This window comes from Bacillus sp. DNRA2, from assembly GCF_012843265.1.
Taxonomy (GTDB): Bacteria; Bacillota; Bacilli; order Bacillales; family Cytobacillaceae; genus Bacillus_BU.
Genome location: NZ_JABAIT010000001.1, coordinates 475,945 through 496,189 on the forward strand (window position 1 = coordinate 475,945; position 20,245 = coordinate 496,189).

Annotated in this window: 20 protein-coding genes; 19 read left to right on the forward strand and 1 reads right to left on the reverse strand. The window is 41.3% G+C overall.

All coding sequences use genetic code 11. From position 1 onward, the window contains the following. Positions 1-3: 3 nt before the first annotated feature. The 19 genes from fliP to HHO41_RS02365 all read left to right on the forward strand — a co-directional run bounded on the left by fliP (position 4) and on the right by HHO41_RS02365 (position 18,821). Positions 4-753: a flagellar type III secretion system pore protein FliP gene (gene fliP, locus HHO41_RS02275; protein ID WP_169095182.1), complete on the forward strand. Its 750-nt coding sequence runs from the start codon at positions 4-6 to the stop codon at positions 751-753. A 338-nt stretch (positions 754-1,091) separates the two neighbouring features. Then, positions 1,092-1,361, forward strand: coding sequence for a flagellar biosynthesis protein FliQ (gene fliQ / locus HHO41_RS02280; protein ID WP_169095183.1), 270 nt, complete (start codon positions 1,092-1,094; stop codon positions 1,359-1,361). Between the two features lie 4 nt (positions 1,362-1,365). Beyond that, entirely contained in the window at positions 1,366-2,148 is a 783-nt protein-coding gene (fliR, locus tag HHO41_RS02285) for a flagellar biosynthetic protein FliR (RefSeq protein ID WP_169095184.1), read from the forward strand. Between the two features lie 2 nt (positions 2,149-2,150). Continuing rightward, positions 2,151-3,242 carry a flagellar biosynthesis protein FlhB gene (flhB, locus tag HHO41_RS02290; protein WP_169095185.1) on the forward strand — a complete coding sequence of 364 codons (1,092 nt, stop codon included), beginning with the start codon at positions 2,151-2,153 and terminating at the stop codon, positions 3,240-3,242. Continuing rightward, complete coding sequence (gene flhA, locus HHO41_RS02295) at positions 3,239-5,272, forward strand: flagellar biosynthesis protein FlhA (RefSeq protein ID WP_169095186.1); 2,034 nt, start codon at positions 3,239-3,241, stop codon at positions 5,270-5,272. Before flhB ends, flhA begins: the two co-directional genes overlap by 4 nt. Then, positions 5,269-6,735: a flagellar biosynthesis GTPase FlhF gene (gene flhF, locus HHO41_RS02300; RefSeq protein ID WP_169095187.1), complete on the forward strand. Its 1,467-nt coding sequence runs from the start codon at positions 5,269-5,271 to the stop codon at positions 6,733-6,735. Before flhA ends, flhF begins: the two co-directional genes overlap by 4 nt. Continuing rightward, positions 6,692-7,591 (forward strand): MinD/ParA family protein, encoded by a 900-nt coding sequence (locus HHO41_RS02305; RefSeq protein WP_169095188.1) that lies wholly within the window; start codon positions 6,692-6,694, stop codon positions 7,589-7,591. The genes flhF and HHO41_RS02305 overlap by 44 nt, the downstream gene beginning before the upstream one ends. 47 nt (positions 7,592-7,638) lie before the next feature. Next, a complete protein-coding gene (locus HHO41_RS02310) occupies positions 7,639-8,442 on the forward strand; it encodes a sigma-70 family RNA polymerase sigma factor (RefSeq protein WP_348981207.1) in 804 nt (267 codons plus the stop codon). Positions 8,443-8,632: 190 nt separating this feature from the next. Continuing rightward, a complete protein-coding gene (locus HHO41_RS02315; protein WP_169095189.1) occupies positions 8,633-9,433 on the forward strand; it encodes a CheR family methyltransferase in 801 nt (266 codons plus the stop codon). Positions 9,434-9,438: 5 nt separating this feature from the next. Beyond that, positions 9,439-10,476 (forward strand): protein-glutamate methylesterase/protein-glutamine glutaminase, encoded by a 1,038-nt coding sequence (locus HHO41_RS02320; RefSeq protein WP_169095190.1) that lies wholly within the window; start codon positions 9,439-9,441, stop codon positions 10,474-10,476. A gap of 100 nt (positions 10,477-10,576) precedes the next feature. Beyond that, a complete protein-coding gene (locus HHO41_RS02325) occupies positions 10,577-11,209 on the forward strand; it encodes a hypothetical protein (protein ID WP_169095191.1) in 633 nt (210 codons plus the stop codon). 288 nt (positions 11,210-11,497) lie between these two features. Then, positions 11,498-13,930: a flagellar hook-length control protein FliK gene (locus HHO41_RS02330; protein ID WP_169095192.1), complete on the forward strand. Its 2,433-nt coding sequence runs from the start codon at positions 11,498-11,500 to the stop codon at positions 13,928-13,930. Between the two features lie 15 nt (positions 13,931-13,945). After that, a complete protein-coding gene (gene flgD / locus HHO41_RS02335) occupies positions 13,946-14,383 on the forward strand; it encodes a flagellar hook assembly protein FlgD (RefSeq protein ID WP_169095193.1) in 438 nt (145 codons plus the stop codon). A 35-nt stretch (positions 14,384-14,418) separates the two neighbouring features. Beyond that, on the forward strand, positions 14,419-15,357 hold the full coding sequence (locus HHO41_RS02340; protein ID WP_169095194.1) for a flagellar hook-basal body complex protein: 939 nt from the start codon (positions 14,419-14,421) through the stop codon (positions 15,355-15,357). Between the two features lie 59 nt (positions 15,358-15,416). Further along, entirely contained in the window at positions 15,417-15,842 is a 426-nt protein-coding gene (locus HHO41_RS02345; protein ID WP_169095195.1) for a flagellar basal body-associated FliL family protein, read from the forward strand. Between the two features lie 26 nt (positions 15,843-15,868). Next, positions 15,869-16,843: a flagellar motor switch protein FliM gene (gene fliM, locus HHO41_RS02350; protein WP_169095196.1), complete on the forward strand. Its 975-nt coding sequence runs from the start codon at positions 15,869-15,871 to the stop codon at positions 16,841-16,843. 1 nt (position 16,844) lies between these two features. After that, the gene (fliY, locus tag HHO41_RS02355) at positions 16,845-17,978 is read left to right on the forward strand and encodes a flagellar motor switch phosphatase FliY (RefSeq protein WP_169095197.1); all 1,134 of its coding nucleotides are present in this window, start codon (positions 16,845-16,847) and stop codon (positions 17,976-17,978) included. A gap of 27 nt (positions 17,979-18,005) precedes the next feature. Beyond that, a complete protein-coding gene (locus HHO41_RS02360) occupies positions 18,006-18,368 on the forward strand; it encodes a response regulator (protein WP_169095198.1) in 363 nt (120 codons plus the stop codon). Positions 18,369-18,422: 54 nt separating this feature from the next. Further along, on the forward strand, positions 18,423-18,821 hold the full coding sequence (locus tag HHO41_RS02365) for a flagellar protein (protein WP_169095199.1): 399 nt from the start codon (positions 18,423-18,425) through the stop codon (positions 18,819-18,821). A gap of 619 nt (positions 18,822-19,440) precedes the next feature. Here HHO41_RS02365 and HHO41_RS02370 read toward each other — a convergent pair. Further along, on the reverse strand, positions 19,441-20,241 hold the full coding sequence (locus HHO41_RS02370) for an OmpA family protein (protein WP_169095200.1): 801 nt from the start codon (positions 20,239-20,241) through the stop codon (positions 19,441-19,443). Positions 20,242-20,245: the final 4 nt, after the last annotated feature.

A 20,245-nucleotide genomic window follows, 5' to 3' on the forward strand; every position in this document is an offset into this window, starting at 1 on the left:
GTTATGATTCGTAAATTATTGTTTCTAGTACCACTCCTTACTTTCAGCTATTTCACGTTTGCCCATGCCGAAGATCCGCTCTCTTCACTGATACCAGGAATTGAGCTAGCTTCAGGCGATGACCCTGGCGGCGTGGCTAATACGTTAAAAATCATTTTGCTTATCACCATTTTATCAATCGCCCCGGCGATTCTTGTGTTAATGACGAGCTTTACAAGAATTATTGTTGTGCTAGGTTTTGTCCGCAATGCGCTAGGTACCCAGCAAATTCCGCCGAATCAGGTGTTGATTGGGCTGGCATTATTTATGACCTTTTTTATCATGGGACCGATTATTTCCGAAGTGAATGATGTGGCTTTTAAACCTTTGATGGAAGGGTCGATTTCACAAACGGAAGCGTATGAAGCGGCAAGTGTACCTTTGAAGGAGTTCATGACGAAGCATACTCGGGAGAAAGATTTAGCCCTGTTTATGGATTATGCGAAAATGGAGCGACCGAAAGCGATAGCTGATATTCCGATGACGGCATTGGTTCCTGCGTTTGCGATTAGTGAGTTAAAGACGGCGTTTCAAATGGGCTTTTTGATTTTTGTTCCGTTTCTTGTGATCGATATGATTGTGTCGAGTGTGTTGATGTCGATGGGGATGATGATGCTTCCACCGGTAATGATTTCGTTGCCATTTAAGATATTGTTGTTCATTTTAGTGGATGGCTGGCATTTAATCGTCAAATCATTGCTCGTGAGTTTTTAAAAATGTCGTGTTTTACAAGAATGTTGATTTCCGCTCCAGGCGCTTCGCTTTCCGTGGGGCGGGCGGTGAATGGTGTCTAGCTGCAGCGGCTAGGGGCTCGGGGTCACAAGCCAATCAGTCCAGAAGGTCAAAGGACGACCTTCTAGCCTGCTCGTCTTGTGCCTGTCGCCCCTGAGCGAGCCGCTTCCGCTTTTCCTACCTCCTCGGCGCTTTAGCGCCTGTGGGGTCTCACCTGTCCCGCTGCTCCCACAGGAGTCTTCGCGCCTTCCGCTACAATCAACAGAGTGGAAACATCAACATCATTTTTAAAAACAGCTAATAGTAAAGGGGTATGATTGATGACTACTGAGATGATTTTGCGAATTGCTCAAGAGGCAATATATACGATTTTGATTGTGGTTGCCCCGATATGTGGAGTGGCGTTAGCCGTTGGGTTATTGGTCAGTATTTTTCAGGCTACGACACAAATTCAGGAGCAGACGCTTGCGTTTGTCCCGAAAATCATTGCGGTGTTTTTGGCGCTTTTGTTTTTTGGAACATGGATGCTCGAGCACGTCATCACATTCACGGAAAACCTGTTAGGAAACCTTTCTCAATTTGTGGGGTAGCAGGATGATCATCGATATTGCTTCACTATGGAGCTTCTTACTCATATTTGTGCGAATAACGACCTTTATGGTCACAGCACCGATTTTCTCGGGAAGGCAAATCCCGAACACGTATAAGGTTGCACTCGGAGTTATTTTAAGTTTACTGACGGTCGGATTGGTCGAAGGGCCTGCTGACATCGAAGCGTGGTCCGACTGGAACATAGCCGTTATGCTGCTGAAGGAATTTTTAGTAGGTATTACCTTGGGAATGGTGGCCAGTTTCTTTTTTTACGCAGTGCAAATGGCTGGTTCATTGATGGATATGCTGATTGGTTTTTCAATGGCAACTCTATATGATCCAAGCTTCGGGACCAACATGCAACTGACTGGGCGTTTTAAAAATATCATCGCGTTTCTAGTCTTATTTTCAATCGATGGACATCATATGCTCATTCGTGGTATTTTAACAAGCTTTGAGTGGGTCTCACTGGATGCAACGATACCTTCCTGGCTTGATGGTCGTCTGTCTACCTTTTTATTAGAATGCATGACGCAAATGTTTTTGATAGGTTTTATGATGGCAGCACCGATTGTGGGTACCCTGTTTATCGTCGATGTTGCACTTGGGATTATCTCGCGGACGGTTCCGCAAATGAACATGTTTACCGTGTTTCCGCCAATCAAAATCTTAGTCCACTTTTTAATTTATATTTTAGTATTACCAAGCTTCTTCTATCTACTAAAGTTGTTATTTGAAAACATGTTTGATTCGATGTTTTCTATTCTAAAAATAATGGGGGCATAAGCATGCTTCGCTTAGATTTACAATTCTTTTCTGATGAAAAAACAGAAAAAGCGACCCCTCATAAGCGCAGAGAGGCCCGAAAAAAAGGCCAGGTTGCCAAGAGCACGGAAGTCTCAAGCGCGCTAACGTTATTGCTGTGTTTTGCCTATTTAATGATTGCCGGTCCAAGCTTCATTGAAGGCTGTATGGATATTTTCAAGCGGAGCTTTTCGGAATACTTATTATGGGACTTGTCAATCGACAGTACGAAGATGCTCTTTAGCCAACTGTTGTGGGAAACAGTTAAATTAGTCGGACCACTGTTTGGCGTGGCAATGCTTGCCGGACTCGTCGCCAATTACATGCAGGTTGGTTTTATGATAAACACTGAAGCGTTGAAAATGAAGCTAGATAAAATCAATCCGATTAACGGTTTTAAAAATTTATTTTCACTCCGTTCTATTGTTGAATTAATTAAATCGATTTTAAAAATGTTAATCACTGGTGGAATCGCCTTTTGGGTTGTCTATCGCCAAATGGGCGAACTGTTCAAAATTGGTGAGAAAAGTATTTGGGATGCAGCGCGCTTCATTGGGGCGCTTGCGATTCAAATTGGTATGGTTGTGGCCCTCTGTTTAATTGTCTTGGCTGCAGCCGATTATATATATCAGAAATTTGACCACGAAAAAAAGCTCCGGATGTCAAAACAAGACATCAAGGATGAATATAAAAAGATGGAAGGGGACCCTTTCATCAAGGGGCAAAGACGGGCAAAGCAGCGGCAAATGGCGATGAATCGCATGATTCAAGAAGTGCCAAAGGCCGATGTCGTCATTACCAACCCGACGCATTTTGCAGTGGCGATTCGTTATGACTTTGAGACGATGGCTGCCCCTGAAATCATTGCCAAAGGGCAAGACCACGTTGCTTTAAAGATTAAAGAAATTGCCAAAGAGAATAAAATTATGACGGTTGAAAACAAACCGCTCGCCCGAAGTCTGTTTGCAAGCTGTGAAATTGGGGATAGCATCCCAGAAGAACTATTCAATGCTGTGGGAGAAATTTTAGCCTATGTATACTTCCAAGAAGGTCGGTATAAGGAGATGAAATCATGAAAATAAAAGATTTGGCTGTACCCATAGTTGTCATCTTAATTGTGGCCATGATGATTATCCCTTTGCCAACTATATTATTAGATTTCCTATTAATCTTTAATATTTCACTGTCGATAATGATTTTGCTTGTTTCAATGAATACTAAAGAAGCGCTTGATTTTTCGATATTTCCAACCGCGCTCTTACTAGCAACATTGTTCCGACTTGCGTTAAACGTATCGACAACCCGATCCATTTTATCAAAAGCGGATGGAGGCGCCGTTATTGAAACGTTCGGATCCTTCGTTATTGGTGGAAATGCTGTAATCGGTTTTGTTGTTTTCTTAATTCTAGTTATTATTCAATTTATCGTTATTACAAAAGGTTCAGAGCGTGTTGCAGAAGTAACGGCACGTTTCACATTAGACGCGATGCCAGGTAAGCAAATGAGCATCGATGCTGATATGAATGCCGGGTTAATTAGCGAACATGATGCCCGCGAACGCCGTCGGAAAATTGAGCAGGAAGCTGACTTTTATGGAGCGATGGACGGGGCCAGTAAATTCGTTAAAGGGGATGCGATCGCCGGGATTGTTATCCTATTAATCAATATTATCGGTGGTTTTGCCATCGGAATGGCGATTCATGGCATGGGCTTTCAGGAAGCGCTTAGCACCTTTACGCTTTTATCAGTCGGTGATGGTTTAGTCTCTCAGGTGCCAGCGTTATTGATCTCGACTGCAACAGGTATTACCGTGACAAGAGCGGCCTCAGATGGGAATTTAGGTAATGACATCATTAAGCAAATTTTTTCTTACCCGAAACAGCTATACATGGTTGCTGGAACAATTTTTGCATTAGGATTATTTACGCCAATCGGACTGTTGCTTACCCTACCGGTGGCTGGTCTGTTATCGTTTGCCGCTTACAGAATGCAGCAAAATATGAAAAAAGAAGAACAGCGCATCGAGCAGGCTGAAATCGAAGAAACTGAAGAAGATATTAGAAGTCCTGAAAAAGTAATCAACCTTCTACAGCTCGATACGTTGGAGCTTGAAATCGGCTACGGTTTAATTCCATTAGCGGATACGAAACAGGGAGGAGATATCCTTGATCGAATTGTCATGATTCGCCGCCAGTTTGCGATTGAACTCGGTTTAGTGATACCGACCATCCGGATTCGTGACAATTTACAGCTGCAGCCGAACGAGTATGTTCTGAAATTCCGCGGCAGCAAAATTGCTAATGGTGAGGTTTATTTGGATCATTACTTAGCAATGAGTCAAGGAACAGCAGGTGATGATATTGATGGAATCAAGGTTATCGAGCCAGCATTTGGGATACCGGCCATTTGGGTCAATATGGAGGAAAAGCAAAAAGCCGAGCTGCTGGGCTATATGATTGTCGACCCACCTTCAGTGATTGCGACACATTTAACGGAAGTGCTAAAACGTTACGCCCATCAATTGCTTCGCCGTGAAGAAACGAAGGAGCTTATCGATAATCTTAAAGAAACGCATACAGCCCTTGTGGAAGAGCTCGTTCCAAGTTTAATGACGATAGGCGAAATTCAAAAGGTGCTGCAAAATCTGTTGCGTGAACAAATTTCGATTCGTGATTTAGCTGCAATCTTTGAAACACTGGCAGACTACTCCATCTATACGAAGGAGCCAAAAGTATTGACGGAATATGTGCGCCAATCCTTGACGCGTCAAATTACTGAACAATATGCCGAGGACGGGGTGATTCAGGTTTTGACTGCCGGGGCAACGCTCGAAAAAGGCATTTCAGATAATATTCAGCAAACTGAGGCAGGCATGTATTATTTAGCAATGGACCCGCAGCTGACCCGAAAAATTACCGAAGTGCTTAAAAATCATATCGAACAAATCATTCAAGCCGGTGGACAGCCAATCTTCCTAACTTCTCCGCAAATTCGGATGTATTTAAAACAGTTAGTGGATAAAATCATGCCGGTTGTGCCAGTTCTTGCCTACACCGAATTGGAGCCAGATATTGAGATTCAGAGTATAGGAGTGGTGAACATATGAAAACGAAAAAAATCATCGCGGATTCCATGCCTCATGCTTTAAAGCTGGTTCGTCAGGAATTAGGTGAAAACGCGATTATCGTTAACACAGCAGTTGTCAAAACCGGTGGATTGTTTGGCTTATTTGCTAAACAAAAATATGAAGTCACAGCTTACTCTATTGATGATTATCGGGATCGACCTGAACCGAAATTTTCTGTTGAATTAAAGCAAAAGCCGGACAGACAAGCTCCGGCTATCAATACATTTGAATCGAAAAACGAGGAGAAGGAACATTCTTCCTCAGGATTCCATAGCAAACCGCAAAATTTATATCAATATTACTCTCAGCCACAGCAGCATCAGCAGCATCCACAGCAGCATCAGGAACAGCCGAAAGAGCAAGCCTTTGGAGCTGTCCCTCCTGTTGTGCAGAACCAACCAATAGTTGAGCGGAACCAATCAAATGTTGCGCCTCAACAGCAAGCGGATGAGGAATTTATTCCTCTTTTTGAAAAAGCAAAACCAAAAAGCACTCCTGTAATTGAAGATAAAAATGATAGCAATACCCAAGTGCTTGATGAACTGCAGCAAATGCGAAAAATGATGATGAATTACATGATGACAGACAAAGATAGAAGCGCAATGCCCGCTGTGGTAAGTAAATGGGTTAACCATTTGAAAAAGCAGGGTGTTGATGATGAAATTATCGAGCATCTAATCGATAACTTACTTCAGAAATATGAGGACATCAATACGGTCGACCAAAGTACGATAAAGCAAGAACTTGGCGACATGATGCTTGAAATCATTAGAAATAAAGTGCCAGACTCCGTTGCTGTAGATGAAAAAACACGGATGATTAACATGATTGGACCTACTGGTGTCGGTAAAACCACTTCCATTGCAAAGCTTGCAACAGAACAGGTGTTAAAGCAAAAGCGCCGTGTCGCGATGATTACCACTGATGTATATCGGATTGCAGCCGTTGAACAGCTAAAAACCTATGCAGGAATTCTAAATGTTCCAATCGAAGTGGTTCGTTCCGCCGAGGAATTAAAGCTAGTACTTGATAAGCTAGCACACTACGACTTGATCTACATGGATACAACCGGACGAAACTACAAGGAAGAGAAATTTCGCGAATCGATTAATCAATATTTAGATCATCCGTTCCAAAATGATAATTATTTAGTGCTCAGCTTGACCACAAAATATGAAGATATGCAATTATTGCTAAATGAATTTAAGGAAAGTCCGATAAATAAATTGATTCTTACTAAATTTGATGAAACAAGCAGCTACGGGTCGATATTGAATATCGCCTATAAGTATCCTTATCAAATCTCTTATTTGACTAATGGACAAAGCGTTCCGGAAGATATTTTGGCCTTCGATGCAAAGCTGATTGTGAACCACTTATTAGGAGAGGAAAATAGCGATGGATCAAGCACAAACCCTCAGGGAATATATGCATCGATTTAGTGCCGAGCAGGAAGTAAAAGAAGTGAAACAATCTTCGCATGTTATTACAATTACAAGTGGAAAAGGCGGAGTTGGTAAAACCAATTTTACGCTCAATTTTGCACTGGGGTTAAAAGCAATTGGGAAAAAAGTCATCGTTTTAGATATGGATTTATCAACGGCCAATATCAACATATTAATGGGGATTACACCAAAATTCAGCTTAGCAGACGTATTGCATCAGAAGAAACACATTTGGGATATCGTTGAACATGGCATTGACGGTATCAACTATATTTATGGCGGGCTTGATCTTGAAGAGTTAATGGATCTTGATCAGCCCAAATTAACCCATTTTTGGGGTCAAATTCAAGAGCTTCAAGCTTATGCCGACTACATTTTGCTAGATACGGGAGCGGGAATTTCTAAGGAGCTTATCGACTGGATTTTGGCATCTGATGAAACGATTCTAGTGACAACACCAGAGCCGACCTCAATCGCGGATTCCTATTCCGTTTTAAAGACGGTCCAACATTTCATGGAGGATCCACCAACGATTCGTCTAGTCGTTAATCGCGTTCAAAATTTTCAAGAAGGTTTAGAAACGGCCCGTGCACTTCAAAATGCGACCAGTAATTTTCTTAAAATGGATCTAAAGACGCTCGGGTTTTTAATGGAGGATACCCACGTTCGGCAATCAGTGCGGAGTCAAGCTCCATTCTATATTTCCTATCCGAACTGTATTGCTACCAAAAATATTAAACAAATCGTCGCAGTCTATGTGCCTGATAATGAACATAAAACAACTGGAGCCGCTCCTAAAGGAATGAAGGGGATTTTCCAAAAAATCATTTCGATAGGAAAATGGTCGAAATAATACTTAATTCTTAGCACGGACAAACTCAAGTGAGGGGAGGGATATGAGTGAAACCTGTTAAGCAAGAACCAATACCAAACTATTCTTTATGGCGGACGTATCGTGAAAACTATGATTCCACCTCGCAGGAAAAATTGGCAAAGCAATATTTGCATTTAGTTGAACAAATGGCCAACAAGTTGAGCATGAGTATCCCACACCGAATTATTCCGAAAGAGGACCTAGTCGGGCTAGGTTATGTGGGTTTGGTCGAAGCCATCCAAAAATTTGATTATAAAAAAGGCTATCAATTTGAAACCTATGGACTATGGCGGATTAAAGGTGCAATGCTTGATGGAATCCGCAAGATGGACTGGGTACCACGTGGGCTCAGAGACAAGGTGAAAAAGCTAAACCAGGCTTACTCACAATTGGAGCAGAAACTGATGCGGTCGCCCTCTGAAGCGGAATTAAGCAATTTTTTAAATATAACGTTAGATGAAGTCGATCAGACCATGTCGGTACTGTCGACGTCAGCTTTGTTGTCGCTTGACGCTCCTATTAATACGACAAATGATGATGGCAAGCAACAAAATCATGTTGACCAATTAGTTGATGAAAGCTCAATTAGCCATGAACGAAATCTGCTGATGGATGAATTTCGAAAGCTGGTTGCAGATTGCATCGACCGGATGCCGGAAAAAGAAAAATTGGTTATTACGTTATTCTATTATGAAGGACTATCCCAAATAGAAATCGCCGAAGTTTTAAGCTTAACTAAAGGTCGAATTTCTCAACTTCATTCAAAAGCAGTTATGCGAATGAGACAATCGCTCGAAGCAAAAGGATATTCGTTGGATTCGTTTTTTTGATATATCAAATGCACTTGTTTGACTAGATTGTTTTTATCTAGTAATTTTAGGGTAAGGGTTCCTGCTTATCCAAATATTAAATTTTACTAGTGTCAGCTTCATCGAAAAGTTTTGAATCCTTTTGGAAGTTTTTTATAAATTGAGGGGTATTAACCAGACAATTATTAAGCCCCATAAATAGGTGAGAAAAATGGAAGATAATGGACTGCAAATTCTTAGTCAGCACATTCATAATTACTGCGGACTGCGATATGCTGACCGTCTTGGTACCCTAAAGGAAAAGATAGCCGAGCATGTCTCGAAGTTGGGACTATCCTACTGGGAATATAGTCGCTATCTGCAAGCAAATCCTAATGAATGGGACGAATTGGTCAATTTACTAACAATCAACGAAACTTATTTTTATCGCGAGGAAAATCAATTAAACGAATGCTGCTATGAAATTCTGCCAACGCTGAAAAAGTACATTCACCGTCCATTAAGGATATGGTGTGCTGCTTGTTCTACAGGCGAGGAACCATATACTTTGGCGATGCTAATATATGAGACTGGCTTATTTTTACCAGGCGCAGTAGAAATTATTGCCACCGATATCGATCATCGTGTCTTAGAAAAAGCCGAAAAGGGCTGGTATCACAAAGGGGCATTTTCATTTCGGCGCATTCCTCCCCACCTCTTAGAGAAATATTTTACTGAAGTGGATGAAGGTTACCAAGTTAACTATGCCATCCGACGAATGGTGAAATTTAAGCAATTAAATCTGCTGGATGAAGAGAAAGCAGCACAAATCGGTGAAGTCGATGTAGTCTTTTGCCGAAATGTACTGATTTATTTTGACCATGATACCACAACGAAGGTTATCAATTGCCTTCAACGAAATTTAGTCCATGGCGGCTACTTGTTCCTCGGTCATGCCGAATCGATTACAGAAGGTAATGTAGGTTTGAGCAAAGTGAATTCTCACAAAAGCATTTTCTATCGAAAGGACTGAAACCGATGAAAAAGTACGGAATATTAGTTGTCGATGATTCCGCCTTTATGCGGCGGGGGATTAGCAAAATACTAGAAAATGACCCGCACTTTTTCGTGGTTGGTATTGCTAGAAATGGACAAGAGGCCGTAGAAAAGGTACAACGCCTCGCACCTGACCTCGTCACGATGGATGTTGAAATGCCAGTAATGAATGGACTTCAGGCATTGGAAGAAATCATGCGAATTTCACCTGTTCCAGTGGTAATGTTAAGCTCCTATACCGGTGAAGGAGCTGCAGAGACTCTAAAGGCGCTTGAACTTGGTGCAGTTGATTTCTTTCTAAAAGAAAACCTGCTTAACGTAAATGCCGATGTCACTCAAATACAGGAATTTTTACTTCGTTTACAATCAATTGCTGAAGTGAAAATGGCACCTGCTGCGAAAAAGGTGCAATTCGGTGGCAGTCTTTTAGGCAAAAAGAACCATCCGAAACCTGACCTCATTTTCATCGGTTGTTCGACTGGAGGTCCATCCGCATTACAACATATCCTTCCGCGTTTTGAAGCTGACTTTTCGATTCCAATTGTCGTTTGTCAGCATATGCCACCAGGCTTCACTGCACCTTTGGCAGAGCGATTTGATACTTTATGTCAGTTAAAGGTTACGGAAACAGCAAATGGCCATGAGTTAAAGCCAGGCACGATCTATATCGCCCCATCAGGTTTTCAAACTCGGTTTCTTAAAACAAAAGATGGCAAAATGGTGTTTAAAGTTGATAATCATGGAGATGAACAAACACTTTATAAGCCATGTATTGATATCACACTTAGTTCAGCGGCACCATTGTTTGAAGACCGCTTGTTGTCAGTGATCCTTACCGGGATGGGGACAGATGGGATGCAAGGCTGTGGCCTAGTAAAGCGTTTTAAAGGAAATGTGTTTGTCGAGGCAGAAGATTCCTGCGTCATATATGGAATGCCAAAGGCTGTACTTGAAGCTGGTTATGCCGATGGACAATTTTCAATTTCTCAAATGTATCGGGAAATCATCAATTATCTTTAATTTGAATGGCATCCAGAGATTTGTTTCCTTTCAGCATTTTGCTAACGGGGCGGGGAATGAAAGGAAATGACATACGCATGGAAGGAAAGGAAGCGAGAACATGGAAGCCCCAGAATTAGAAGTCGTAAAAGAGACAGTGGGGGAAAAACCGGCACAAGCTGGTATTTTCATTAAGTTTATTGTGTTAATTTTGTTGCCAACCTTATATTCGATTGGTTTAGTCATGTTACTTTTACACTTTGCAGGGGTTAATCTCGAGACACAAGTAAAGACAGTTGGAATCGTAACAAAGCCGATTATTGCTCTATTTGATGCTCCGGAAAAAACATCTACTCCAGGAGAAAAGAAAGAAACTGATACAAACTCAACTTCGGACACAAAAACGAATAACGAAGAAGTTCCATATTCTAATACAACGAATAGCAGCACAAACAGTGTGAGCAAGCAAACGACCACTGAAACCCAACCATCTACCCAATCAAACACCGAAATGAACACTTCGCCCGAGACTGCAGAAGTTGACACTACAACCAATGGTGGTACTAGCATTGCATCGGTGGACGATATTTATGCCAATTTGAAGCCGGAACAAATCGCCATCATTTTTAAAGGAATCAAAGACCGTGAAGAAGTTTTAAGCCAATTTAGAAAACTTGATTCCAAAACAGCCTCTAAAGTAATAGTCCTGCTCGACCCGGACACCGCCGGCTGGCTCGTCACTCAAATTGATTAAATAGTAATGAACGGGCTTAGCCAAAATTTTTTGGCTGGGTCTTTTTTGATTATGGGCTATTTGTTGGTTATTGGTAATATTTCCTACCCCGAATTTTACGAAATTGTCATTATTCCTCCACCTTATTAACCTCCCGCTACCACGCCTCTTCGGAAATTATCAAAAACATCAAATATATCAAATTTTGATTTTGATAACAATCAAAAATTTTCATGACGAACGCATCGCATTAAGTTATAATTGTATAGTAATTGGGGAGATAAAAACCAATTAAAAGGAGGGTGGATGTTGGAGCCTACACAACTAATGATCAAAATAAATCCTGCAGTACAATCAAACAAAGATCTACACCAGAAGACAAACGTACAAGCAATTGCTAACACTAAATCGTTTGATCAAATCCTCTCTTTATTTAATCTTTTACAAACGCCGCTATCCAACGGCGTTAGCGAAAAAACAGCAATAAAAAATAGTACCGAAATTGAGGGGATAAGCTCCCAAAATCACGACAATCTTTCTGAAGAAGATTGGCTCGAATTGGACACCATCCTTCAGGAACTGTTCGGACTGTTTCAGCAATTGCTCCCGATTGTCCAAACGACAAGTCAAACTGAAACCTTGACGATTTCAACTCGGCAGACAGAAACAACAATCGGACAACCACTTCAGCAAGTGATCGGTGATGTTCGAGCCGAACTAGTTGAATGGCTAGAAAAAGCTGGGGGCATCGAGAGTTTATCGCAGAGCGACAAGAACCAATTAATCGAAAAAATTGCACAATACACGAATGAAATACCAACGAGTGAAAAAATAAACCTAAATAGACCAACAGCAAGTAACCGGACGCAAAGAGAGTTCACAGCAACCTCGTCTGCGTCGGGGACAGCGGAAATGAAAGTAGCAAACAATCAAACTACAAATTCACAAATAGTTCTAGATCAAACAAACATGCTCGAACAAATCATGCGACTATTCGGAATAACTGAGCAAGTCGAAGCAACGAACAGCCCAGCTATCAACATTAGGGACGGTACAAACAAGGTTGATGCAAATCCGTTGTTTATGGGGACATTTACTAGAAACCCCCATGATTATTTATTGAATCGTCGGGTTATAAATTCAACTGTTCAAGTTAACTTACAAACACCACAGCAAGTAGTAGCTGTTGAGAGCTTAAGCTCTCCGTTTAGCAACGTAATGCTAACTGAAGATAGAGTCACTGGAAGTTTAATGAATGTGCCAGTTCAAGATTTTGATGCGACTGTAATAAATCCGACATTAACGGAAGCTACTGAGCCCGCGATGACGATTCCGATCGCTGAGGAGAGCATTACACCAGAAATGGCAGAGGCTGAATTGAATAAAATAAAGATTGTGCAGTCAGAACAATTGCAACAAAATTACACAACATCAAATACAACCAATACACCATTACCGTTGGATTTAGTATCGGATACAAATAATTTACAAGTAGGGGACAAATTATTATCTTTCAACAGTAAAGAAGCCGGACTCAATGAAATGTCCCAGGAACCACCAATCGAATTTGCCAGAAGGGCAGAAACGGAAAGTCTGACACAACAGCGACCTGTTCAAGAATCTGATCCAAGTCCAAAAGACAATGTCATGGCTCAAGAATTTGTGGAGCAAGCTGTCACGCAGGCAACAGAAAATAAGCAAAACCCACAAAAGTTAGCTGTTGATCACATAGCAACAACGAGGCATGCCCAAGTAACTGTCGACACTTCACCGCCACTGCCTGATAAACGAAAAACATCGGAAGTAATCCCAAGAACGGACAGTTCTGATGATACTCAACAAGCGGGCATAAACGTGCTACCTAAAATGAACGGAACAAATGGTAATTCTGTCGATTCCGCGCATTTGCAAAATCGACCATTAACAGTGCCCATAAGCGAAAGACAGGCCGTCCAAACGAACGTAACTGATAAGGTATATACATCATCAGGTAATCAAAGTCAGATCAATCAAGTGTCACTTACTGATAAAGAAACAACGACAATAAAAGCAGAAACACTGCCGCCAGATTTGACAACTGAGCGCATTCCGACAGCTGATGGACAACTGCAAGATAGCGGCATCATTCAACAGTCTCAGCAAAACGAAACGACAACAATTAGAACATCTGGCAACAGCCAAACGGCTCAACCAGCGCAAGCACAAGCGACACTGACGCTTTCAAGCTTTGTGCCTGATGTAAGCGAATGGATGGGACGATTTTTCAAAATCACGCGAGATAAGACCGGAACGGATGAGGCAAAATTTTCAATGTACCCTGAGCATTTAGGACATTTGGAGATTAAAATAGCTGCCCAGAAAGGCCATATTACTGCACAAATCATCGCGGATACACAGACGGCCAAGGAAGCGTTGGAAGGGCAATTGTCGATGTTGAAACAAGCCCTTCAGCAACAAGGCTTGCAGGTTCAAAAAATTGAAATCATCCAGCACATGCCAAACTTGCCGGATGTAAATCAAGGGAACAATCCTTCCTTCTCACAAGGTGGAAGTAATCAAAATCAGCAACATTTTAATCAGCAAAATGAGCAGTCAGGCAATAACGCTTCCCAATCAACAACCTATTCAGCCGAGAAGGAAGACGGGGCATTGCCACCAGTTGACAAGGAGAAATCAGTGCCGGCTTTTACATACGGAGGAAACCAAGTACGTACCTCCTCGCGTATTGATTTTTCGGCATAGGAAGGAGCACCGTGGATGACCAATTGGGTTGATGTCACCAACGTTGCAAAAAACAATTCAAAATTTAGCAATGTGAAATCATACGAAGAACAAAGTGTCTTGGGTAAGGATGCCTTTTTAAAAATATTAACAACACAGCTTTCCAATCAAGATCCCTCAAGTCCGCTTGAGGATAAAGATTTTATCGCGCAAATGGCAACCTTCAGCTCGCTGGAGCAATTGACAAATTTAAATGCGGCGTTTGCAAAATTCTCCGGTAATCGAATGAGCAATTTTGCAGCAACAATCGGTAAACAAGTAACCTGGACACCCGATGGGGCGACTGAAGCAACGACAGGTGAAGTAACTGGAATTTCTACACAAAATGGCAGTTATTTTTATATAGTCGGAGATAAAAAAGTTCCTGTTGAAGCAATTACTGAAATCAAGCAAAAGGCCAATGAAACTGTCTGATTAGATAAATTTCAAAAATATAGGAGGAAATATTCATGTTAAAATCACTATACTCTGGTGTTTCAGGTATGAAAGGTTTTCAAACAAAATTAGACGTAATTGGGAATAATATTGCCAATGTTAATACTGTAGGATTTAAGAAAAGCCGTGTTATGTTCCAAGATATCATGAACCAAAATATTGCCGGTGCGACACCACCAATTGGCGAACGTGGTGGTAAAAATCCAATGCAAATTGGTCTTGGTTCAAAGGTTGGAGCGATTGAAACACTTCACACGCCTGGAAGCCCAATGACAACATATATTGGCACAGATTTAATGATTGATGGCGATTCATATTTTGTTGTTGGTCCAAAGAAAAGCTCCTTCGATGCTGATACAAACTTATTAACGAAAGCCGGTAACTTTACCCGCGATTCAAATGGTTATCTCGTAACTTCGAATGGTTACTTTTTATCAGGCACAAATTCAATCCCAAGTGGCCCGAATCCTACTGATCCATTAGTAGAACAACAGGTTTCAATTAAGATCGTTGGGGATGAATTGACAAATTCAAAATTTACATCCTATTCAATTGATGCTGATGGCTATATCAACGTGGTTGATGCAGACGGAAGAATTGGTAAATTAGCAGTTAATTCTGCTGGCCAATATTATTTAAATGAATCGCCTGATCCAACACAACAGTATGAAAATATCTCGATTACTACGGGAACAGTCAGTAACACTGCCGGTTTAACTAAAGTTGGAAATACCATGTTCAAGGTTAGTGGAAACTCAGGACAAGCTAATATTGGCCGTATTGCAGCACTTGAAGGTGGCGAAATCTACTCTGGTTCACTAGAAATGTCTAACGTTGACCTTACTGAAGAATTCACAGAAATGATCGTTGCCCAACGTGGGTTCCAAGCGAACTCTAGAATGATTACGACATCTGATTCAATCCTTGAAGAAGTCGTTAACTTAAAACGATAAGATTAGTGGAATTCAATGGGAGTTCACGAGCCTCCCTTTGTAAAAAGGTAGGGGATATCATGAAAGCCAAATTAAAAGTCATTATCATTATGGCCCTTTCAGCAATCGTATTGCTGGGGGTCATCTGGTTTGGATTGACTCAATTAACGAAAAAAGAAGAAAAGCCAAAAGGACTTTCTGCTGATGAAATTGTGGAAACTAGTGTGGAGACTGAGATGATTACAACAAATCTCGGTTCCGGTGGCTACATCCAATTACGTTTCCGAATCCAAGCTAGCAATAAGGACGCTGTTGAGGAGTTAACAGAACGTAATTTTCAAGTCCGCAACATCGTGTTACGATTGGCGGCTTCTATGACTACCGAAGAAGCGAAAAGTGCTAATGGTATGATCAAGTTTGAAGAGGACATGAAGAATCAACTAAATGAACTGCTGCAAAGCGGAACAGTGATACGAGTGTATACAACGGATAAGATCATTCAGTAACTCACGGAAGAGTTAGGGGGATACCTTTGTCAGACGTATTATCGCAACAAGAAATAGATGCACTATTGTCCGCCATAAAAAGTGGAGAAATACATGCATCAGATGTTACAGACAAGCAGGAGAAAGTAAAAGTTTATGATTTTAAACGCGCTATGCGCTACTCCAAGGATCAGCTCCGCAGCATCACGCGTATTCATGAAAATTTTGCACGCTTGTTAACAACTTACCTTTCTGCTCAACTAAGAACCTACGTTCAAATTGAGATCGACTTGGTAGACCAGGTTACCTACCATGAATTTATCGCGTCCATCCCCTCGCGAACGGTTTTGAACGTGTTTGCCGTACATCCAATGGATGGAAAGATGGTCATGGAAATTAATCCACAGGTTACCTACGCAGTGTTGGAGCGGCTCTTAGGCGGGCAAGGGGCACCGGTGAATCGAAATGGGTCTTTGACAGAAATCGAGACAGTTTTAATGAAAAAAATCTTCTCTCGGGCTTTTAATTTGTACACTGATGCTTGGGAAAATATCGAAAGAATACGTGTCAATTGGGAAGGAATTGAATCGAACCCGCAATTTATTCAGATCGCTGCCCCAAATGATACAGTCATTATCATTGTTCTTCATACCACTATAGGAGAGATTACAGGTCGGATGACTTTATGTCTGCCACATTTAATCTTGGAGCCTGTTTTATCAAAATTAACATCACAGCAATGGCTATCTTCGTTGGCGAAATCAAATTCTCCATCTGAGGATGTTATCAAGCAAAATTTGGACAATGTCATCATTCCCGTTATTGCAGAACTTGGCAGAGCAACCATACCCATTTCGGATGTTTTGAATTTGCAAGTAGGTGATGTAATTGGGATTGAAACTGGGAAGGTTCGGGTAAAGGTTGGCGAGCACACAAGATTTCTCGGAAACCCAGGAACCCAAAAGGGGCATTATGCAGTACAAATCGACCAAGTAATCGATACGGAAGGAGATCATCTATAGTATGAATGAAGGTTCACTATCACAGGAAGAGATTAATGCGCTGTTTAACCAAGCAGCTACTGCCAGTGTAAAACCTGTTCTTAAGGTGGAAGATTATTTAACACCAATGGAAATCGATGCGCTTGGCGAGATTGGAAATATCTCCTTAGGTAGTTCGACAACAGCTCTATCCACCCTATTAAACCAGCGGGTGGTCATCACGACTCCCGAGCTTTCGGTGTTTGAGCATGACCACATCGATGAACTGGTTGAGGAAAAGCAAGTTGCCATCCATGTCGATTATACGACAGGTTTACGTGGGAAAAATTTGTTATTAATAAAAGAAAAAGATGCAAAAATTATTGCCAATCTCATGATGGGCGGAGATGGCACCAATTTAGAGCCAGAATTGACTGACTTACATTTAAGTGCTGTTCAGGAAGCGATGAATCAAATGATGGGATCAGCCGCAACGTCTATGTCGACAATGATCCATCAGAAAGTGGATATATCACCACCAGAAATTGATTTAGTAGATATTCCGCTTGAAAAAATGAAAGAAATTGATGACAACATCTTAATTAAAGTTTCATTTCGCCTTAAAGTTGGTGAATTAATTGATTCTAATATGTTGCAGTTAATCCCGATTTCTTTTGCCAAGGAAATGGTTAGGAAGATTATTGGTGGAGAAGAGCCAAAACCACAGCCAGAACCAGTATCGCCGCCTGTGCAGACTTCACCTGCTCCATCACCAAGAGTAGAAACGCAAGCGCCACAGCAGCAAGTAGTGCGGCCAGAGCCAATCGCTCAATCAGCTCCACCAAGAGAAAGTGCCAATGTTCAGAAGGTAGAATTTACTTCATTCTCGGAGCCAGCGCGTTCGCCTGAAGGGGTACATAATTTAAATATGCTTTATGATATCCCGCTTGAAATTACGGTTGAATTGGGGCGCACAGAACTTCCGATTAAGAAAATACTGGAATTAGGTCCTGGTGCGGTCATTCCTTTAGATAAATTGGCTGGAGAACCAGTCGATATCCTTGCAAACCATAAGTTAATCGCCAAGGGCGAGGTTGTGGTCATTGAAGAAAACTTTGGTGTTCGGATAACAGACATTATCAGTCCAGCTGATCGCTTATCAAACATGACAAAATAGACCATTATTTATTGGAGGATTATGCCGATGGCAAGAGTGTTAATCGTAGATGATGCAGCTTTTATGCGTATGATGTTAAAAGATATATTAACAAAAAATGGTATGGAAGTAGTCGGTGAGGCGGCTAATGGTGTTGAGGGAATCGAAAAATACCGTGAGCTTACGCCTGACTTAGTAACAATGGACATTACGATGCCGGAGATGGATGGAATCTCGGCAGTAAAAGGCATTCGTGCTGAATATCCGCAAGCAAATATTATTATGTGCTCAGCAATGGGCCAGCAGCCGATGGTAATCGAGGCGATTCAAGCCGGGGCTAAGGATTTCGTTGTAAAGCCATTCCAACCTGACCGCGTTATGGAATCCATAAATAAGGTATTGGGTAAATAGGATAGCAAACCACAGCATCCTTATATGTGTTTATTTATGGAGGGGGAAAGTAGCTTGGTTTCATCGCTTGGCAATTGCCCAAAATGTGGGAAGTTATATTTAAAAGTAAGAAAGATTTGTGATGCATGCTTTGAAAAACAAGAGGAGGATTTCCGTAAAGTATCATCCTATTTATGGGATCATCCAGGCTGCAGCATGAAAGAATTAAGTGAAGGCACAGACGTTTCGACTTCGCAAATCCGGCAATTCATCATGGAAAATCGGATTCTCATCGGCCAGTTTTCCAATTTATCCTACCCATGCGACTCATGCGGAAAACCGATTAAGCACGGTCGAACTTGTCCAAGCTGTTTAAAAAATGTACGAGAACTAGCGCAAACGATCGAGTTTGAAAAGCAAAAAGAAAAAGAAGAAAAAGATCGTCCCAGCAGTTATAAGATTTATAGAGATTGATGATGATAGGAGAGCACTTATATTTTGCGTATAAGTGCCCTTTTTAATGTGTGGGGGCAGAAATAGGTCACATAGCTAGGTGTTTAGTGCCCTGTTTTTATAGGGTGGACTCAAAATAGGTAACATAGAGAGGTTATAAGTGCCCTCATTTTAGCGTTGAACTCCAAATAGGTAACTTAGAGAAGTAATAAGTGCCCTCATTTTAGCGGTGAACTCCAAATAGGTAACATAGAGAGGTTATAAGTGCTCTCATTTTAGCGTTGAACCAAGAATAGGTAACTTAAAGAAGTTATAAGTACCCTCATTTTAGCGGTGAACATAGAATAGGTAACTTAAAGAAGTTATAAGTGCCCTCATTTTAGCGGTGAATCTAGAATAGGTAACTTAGAGAAGTTATAAGTACCCTCATTTTAGCGGTGAACCTAGAATAGGTAACTTAGAGAAGTTATAAGTACCCTCATTTTAGCGTTGAACTCCAAATAGGTAACATAGAGAGGTTATAAGTGCCCTCATTTTAGCGGTGAATCTAGAATAGGTAACTTAGTGGAGAAGTAAGTGCCCTATTTTTAGTGGTGGACAATAAAAAAACCGCTAAAGCACAACAGCTTTGGCGGTTTCGTTATTTACGGAGAATGATGATATTAACTCTTCGATTTAATTCGCGATTTTCTGGTGTATCATTTGCAGCGATTGGCTTGAATTCACCATATCCGGTGAAGCTCAAACGATTGGGGCTAATTCCGTTGTTTTGGAAATAATGCAACACGGCTGCAGCACGTGCCCCTGATAACTCCCAGTTTGAGGTGAACTTAGAATTGTGAATCGGCCGGTTATCGGTGTGTCCTTCCACGATAATCGGATTATCCAGCTTTGTTAAAATTTTCGTAATCTCGTCTAGACTAGGAATGAAATTTACTTTAATATTGTCACTTCCGGAATCGAACACAATCCGGTCTCTCAGGGTAATTTGAATCCCTTGACTAATATCATTTAGTGTAATTTCGGCATTCAAATTATTTTCCTCGATGTGACTTTGCAAATCACTCATTAAGTCTTGCAGCTTTTGTTCTTCCTTATCATTAATTGCAGTCCCAGGGATAGGCTTTTTACCATTCTCATTTTTTTCGGTTTCGGTCCCAGATTGCTGTTTTTCTGTTCCATCTTCACCTGTTGACGGTTGTTTGCCCGGCGTACCTGGAGCAGGTTCTCCACCACTACCTTCAAAAATCATAAAGGTATTTAGCGCTTCATTAAGGGAATCAAATAGCAAATTGGTCCTATCCATATCCTCTGAACGCATCGAAAAAAGAACGATAAACAGGGCGAGAAGTAAGGTGAGCAAATCCGAATAGGGAATCAGCCATGTCTCATCAATATGATCTTCTTCATGATTTTTCTTCAATTTCCTCTTTCTGGCCACTGGA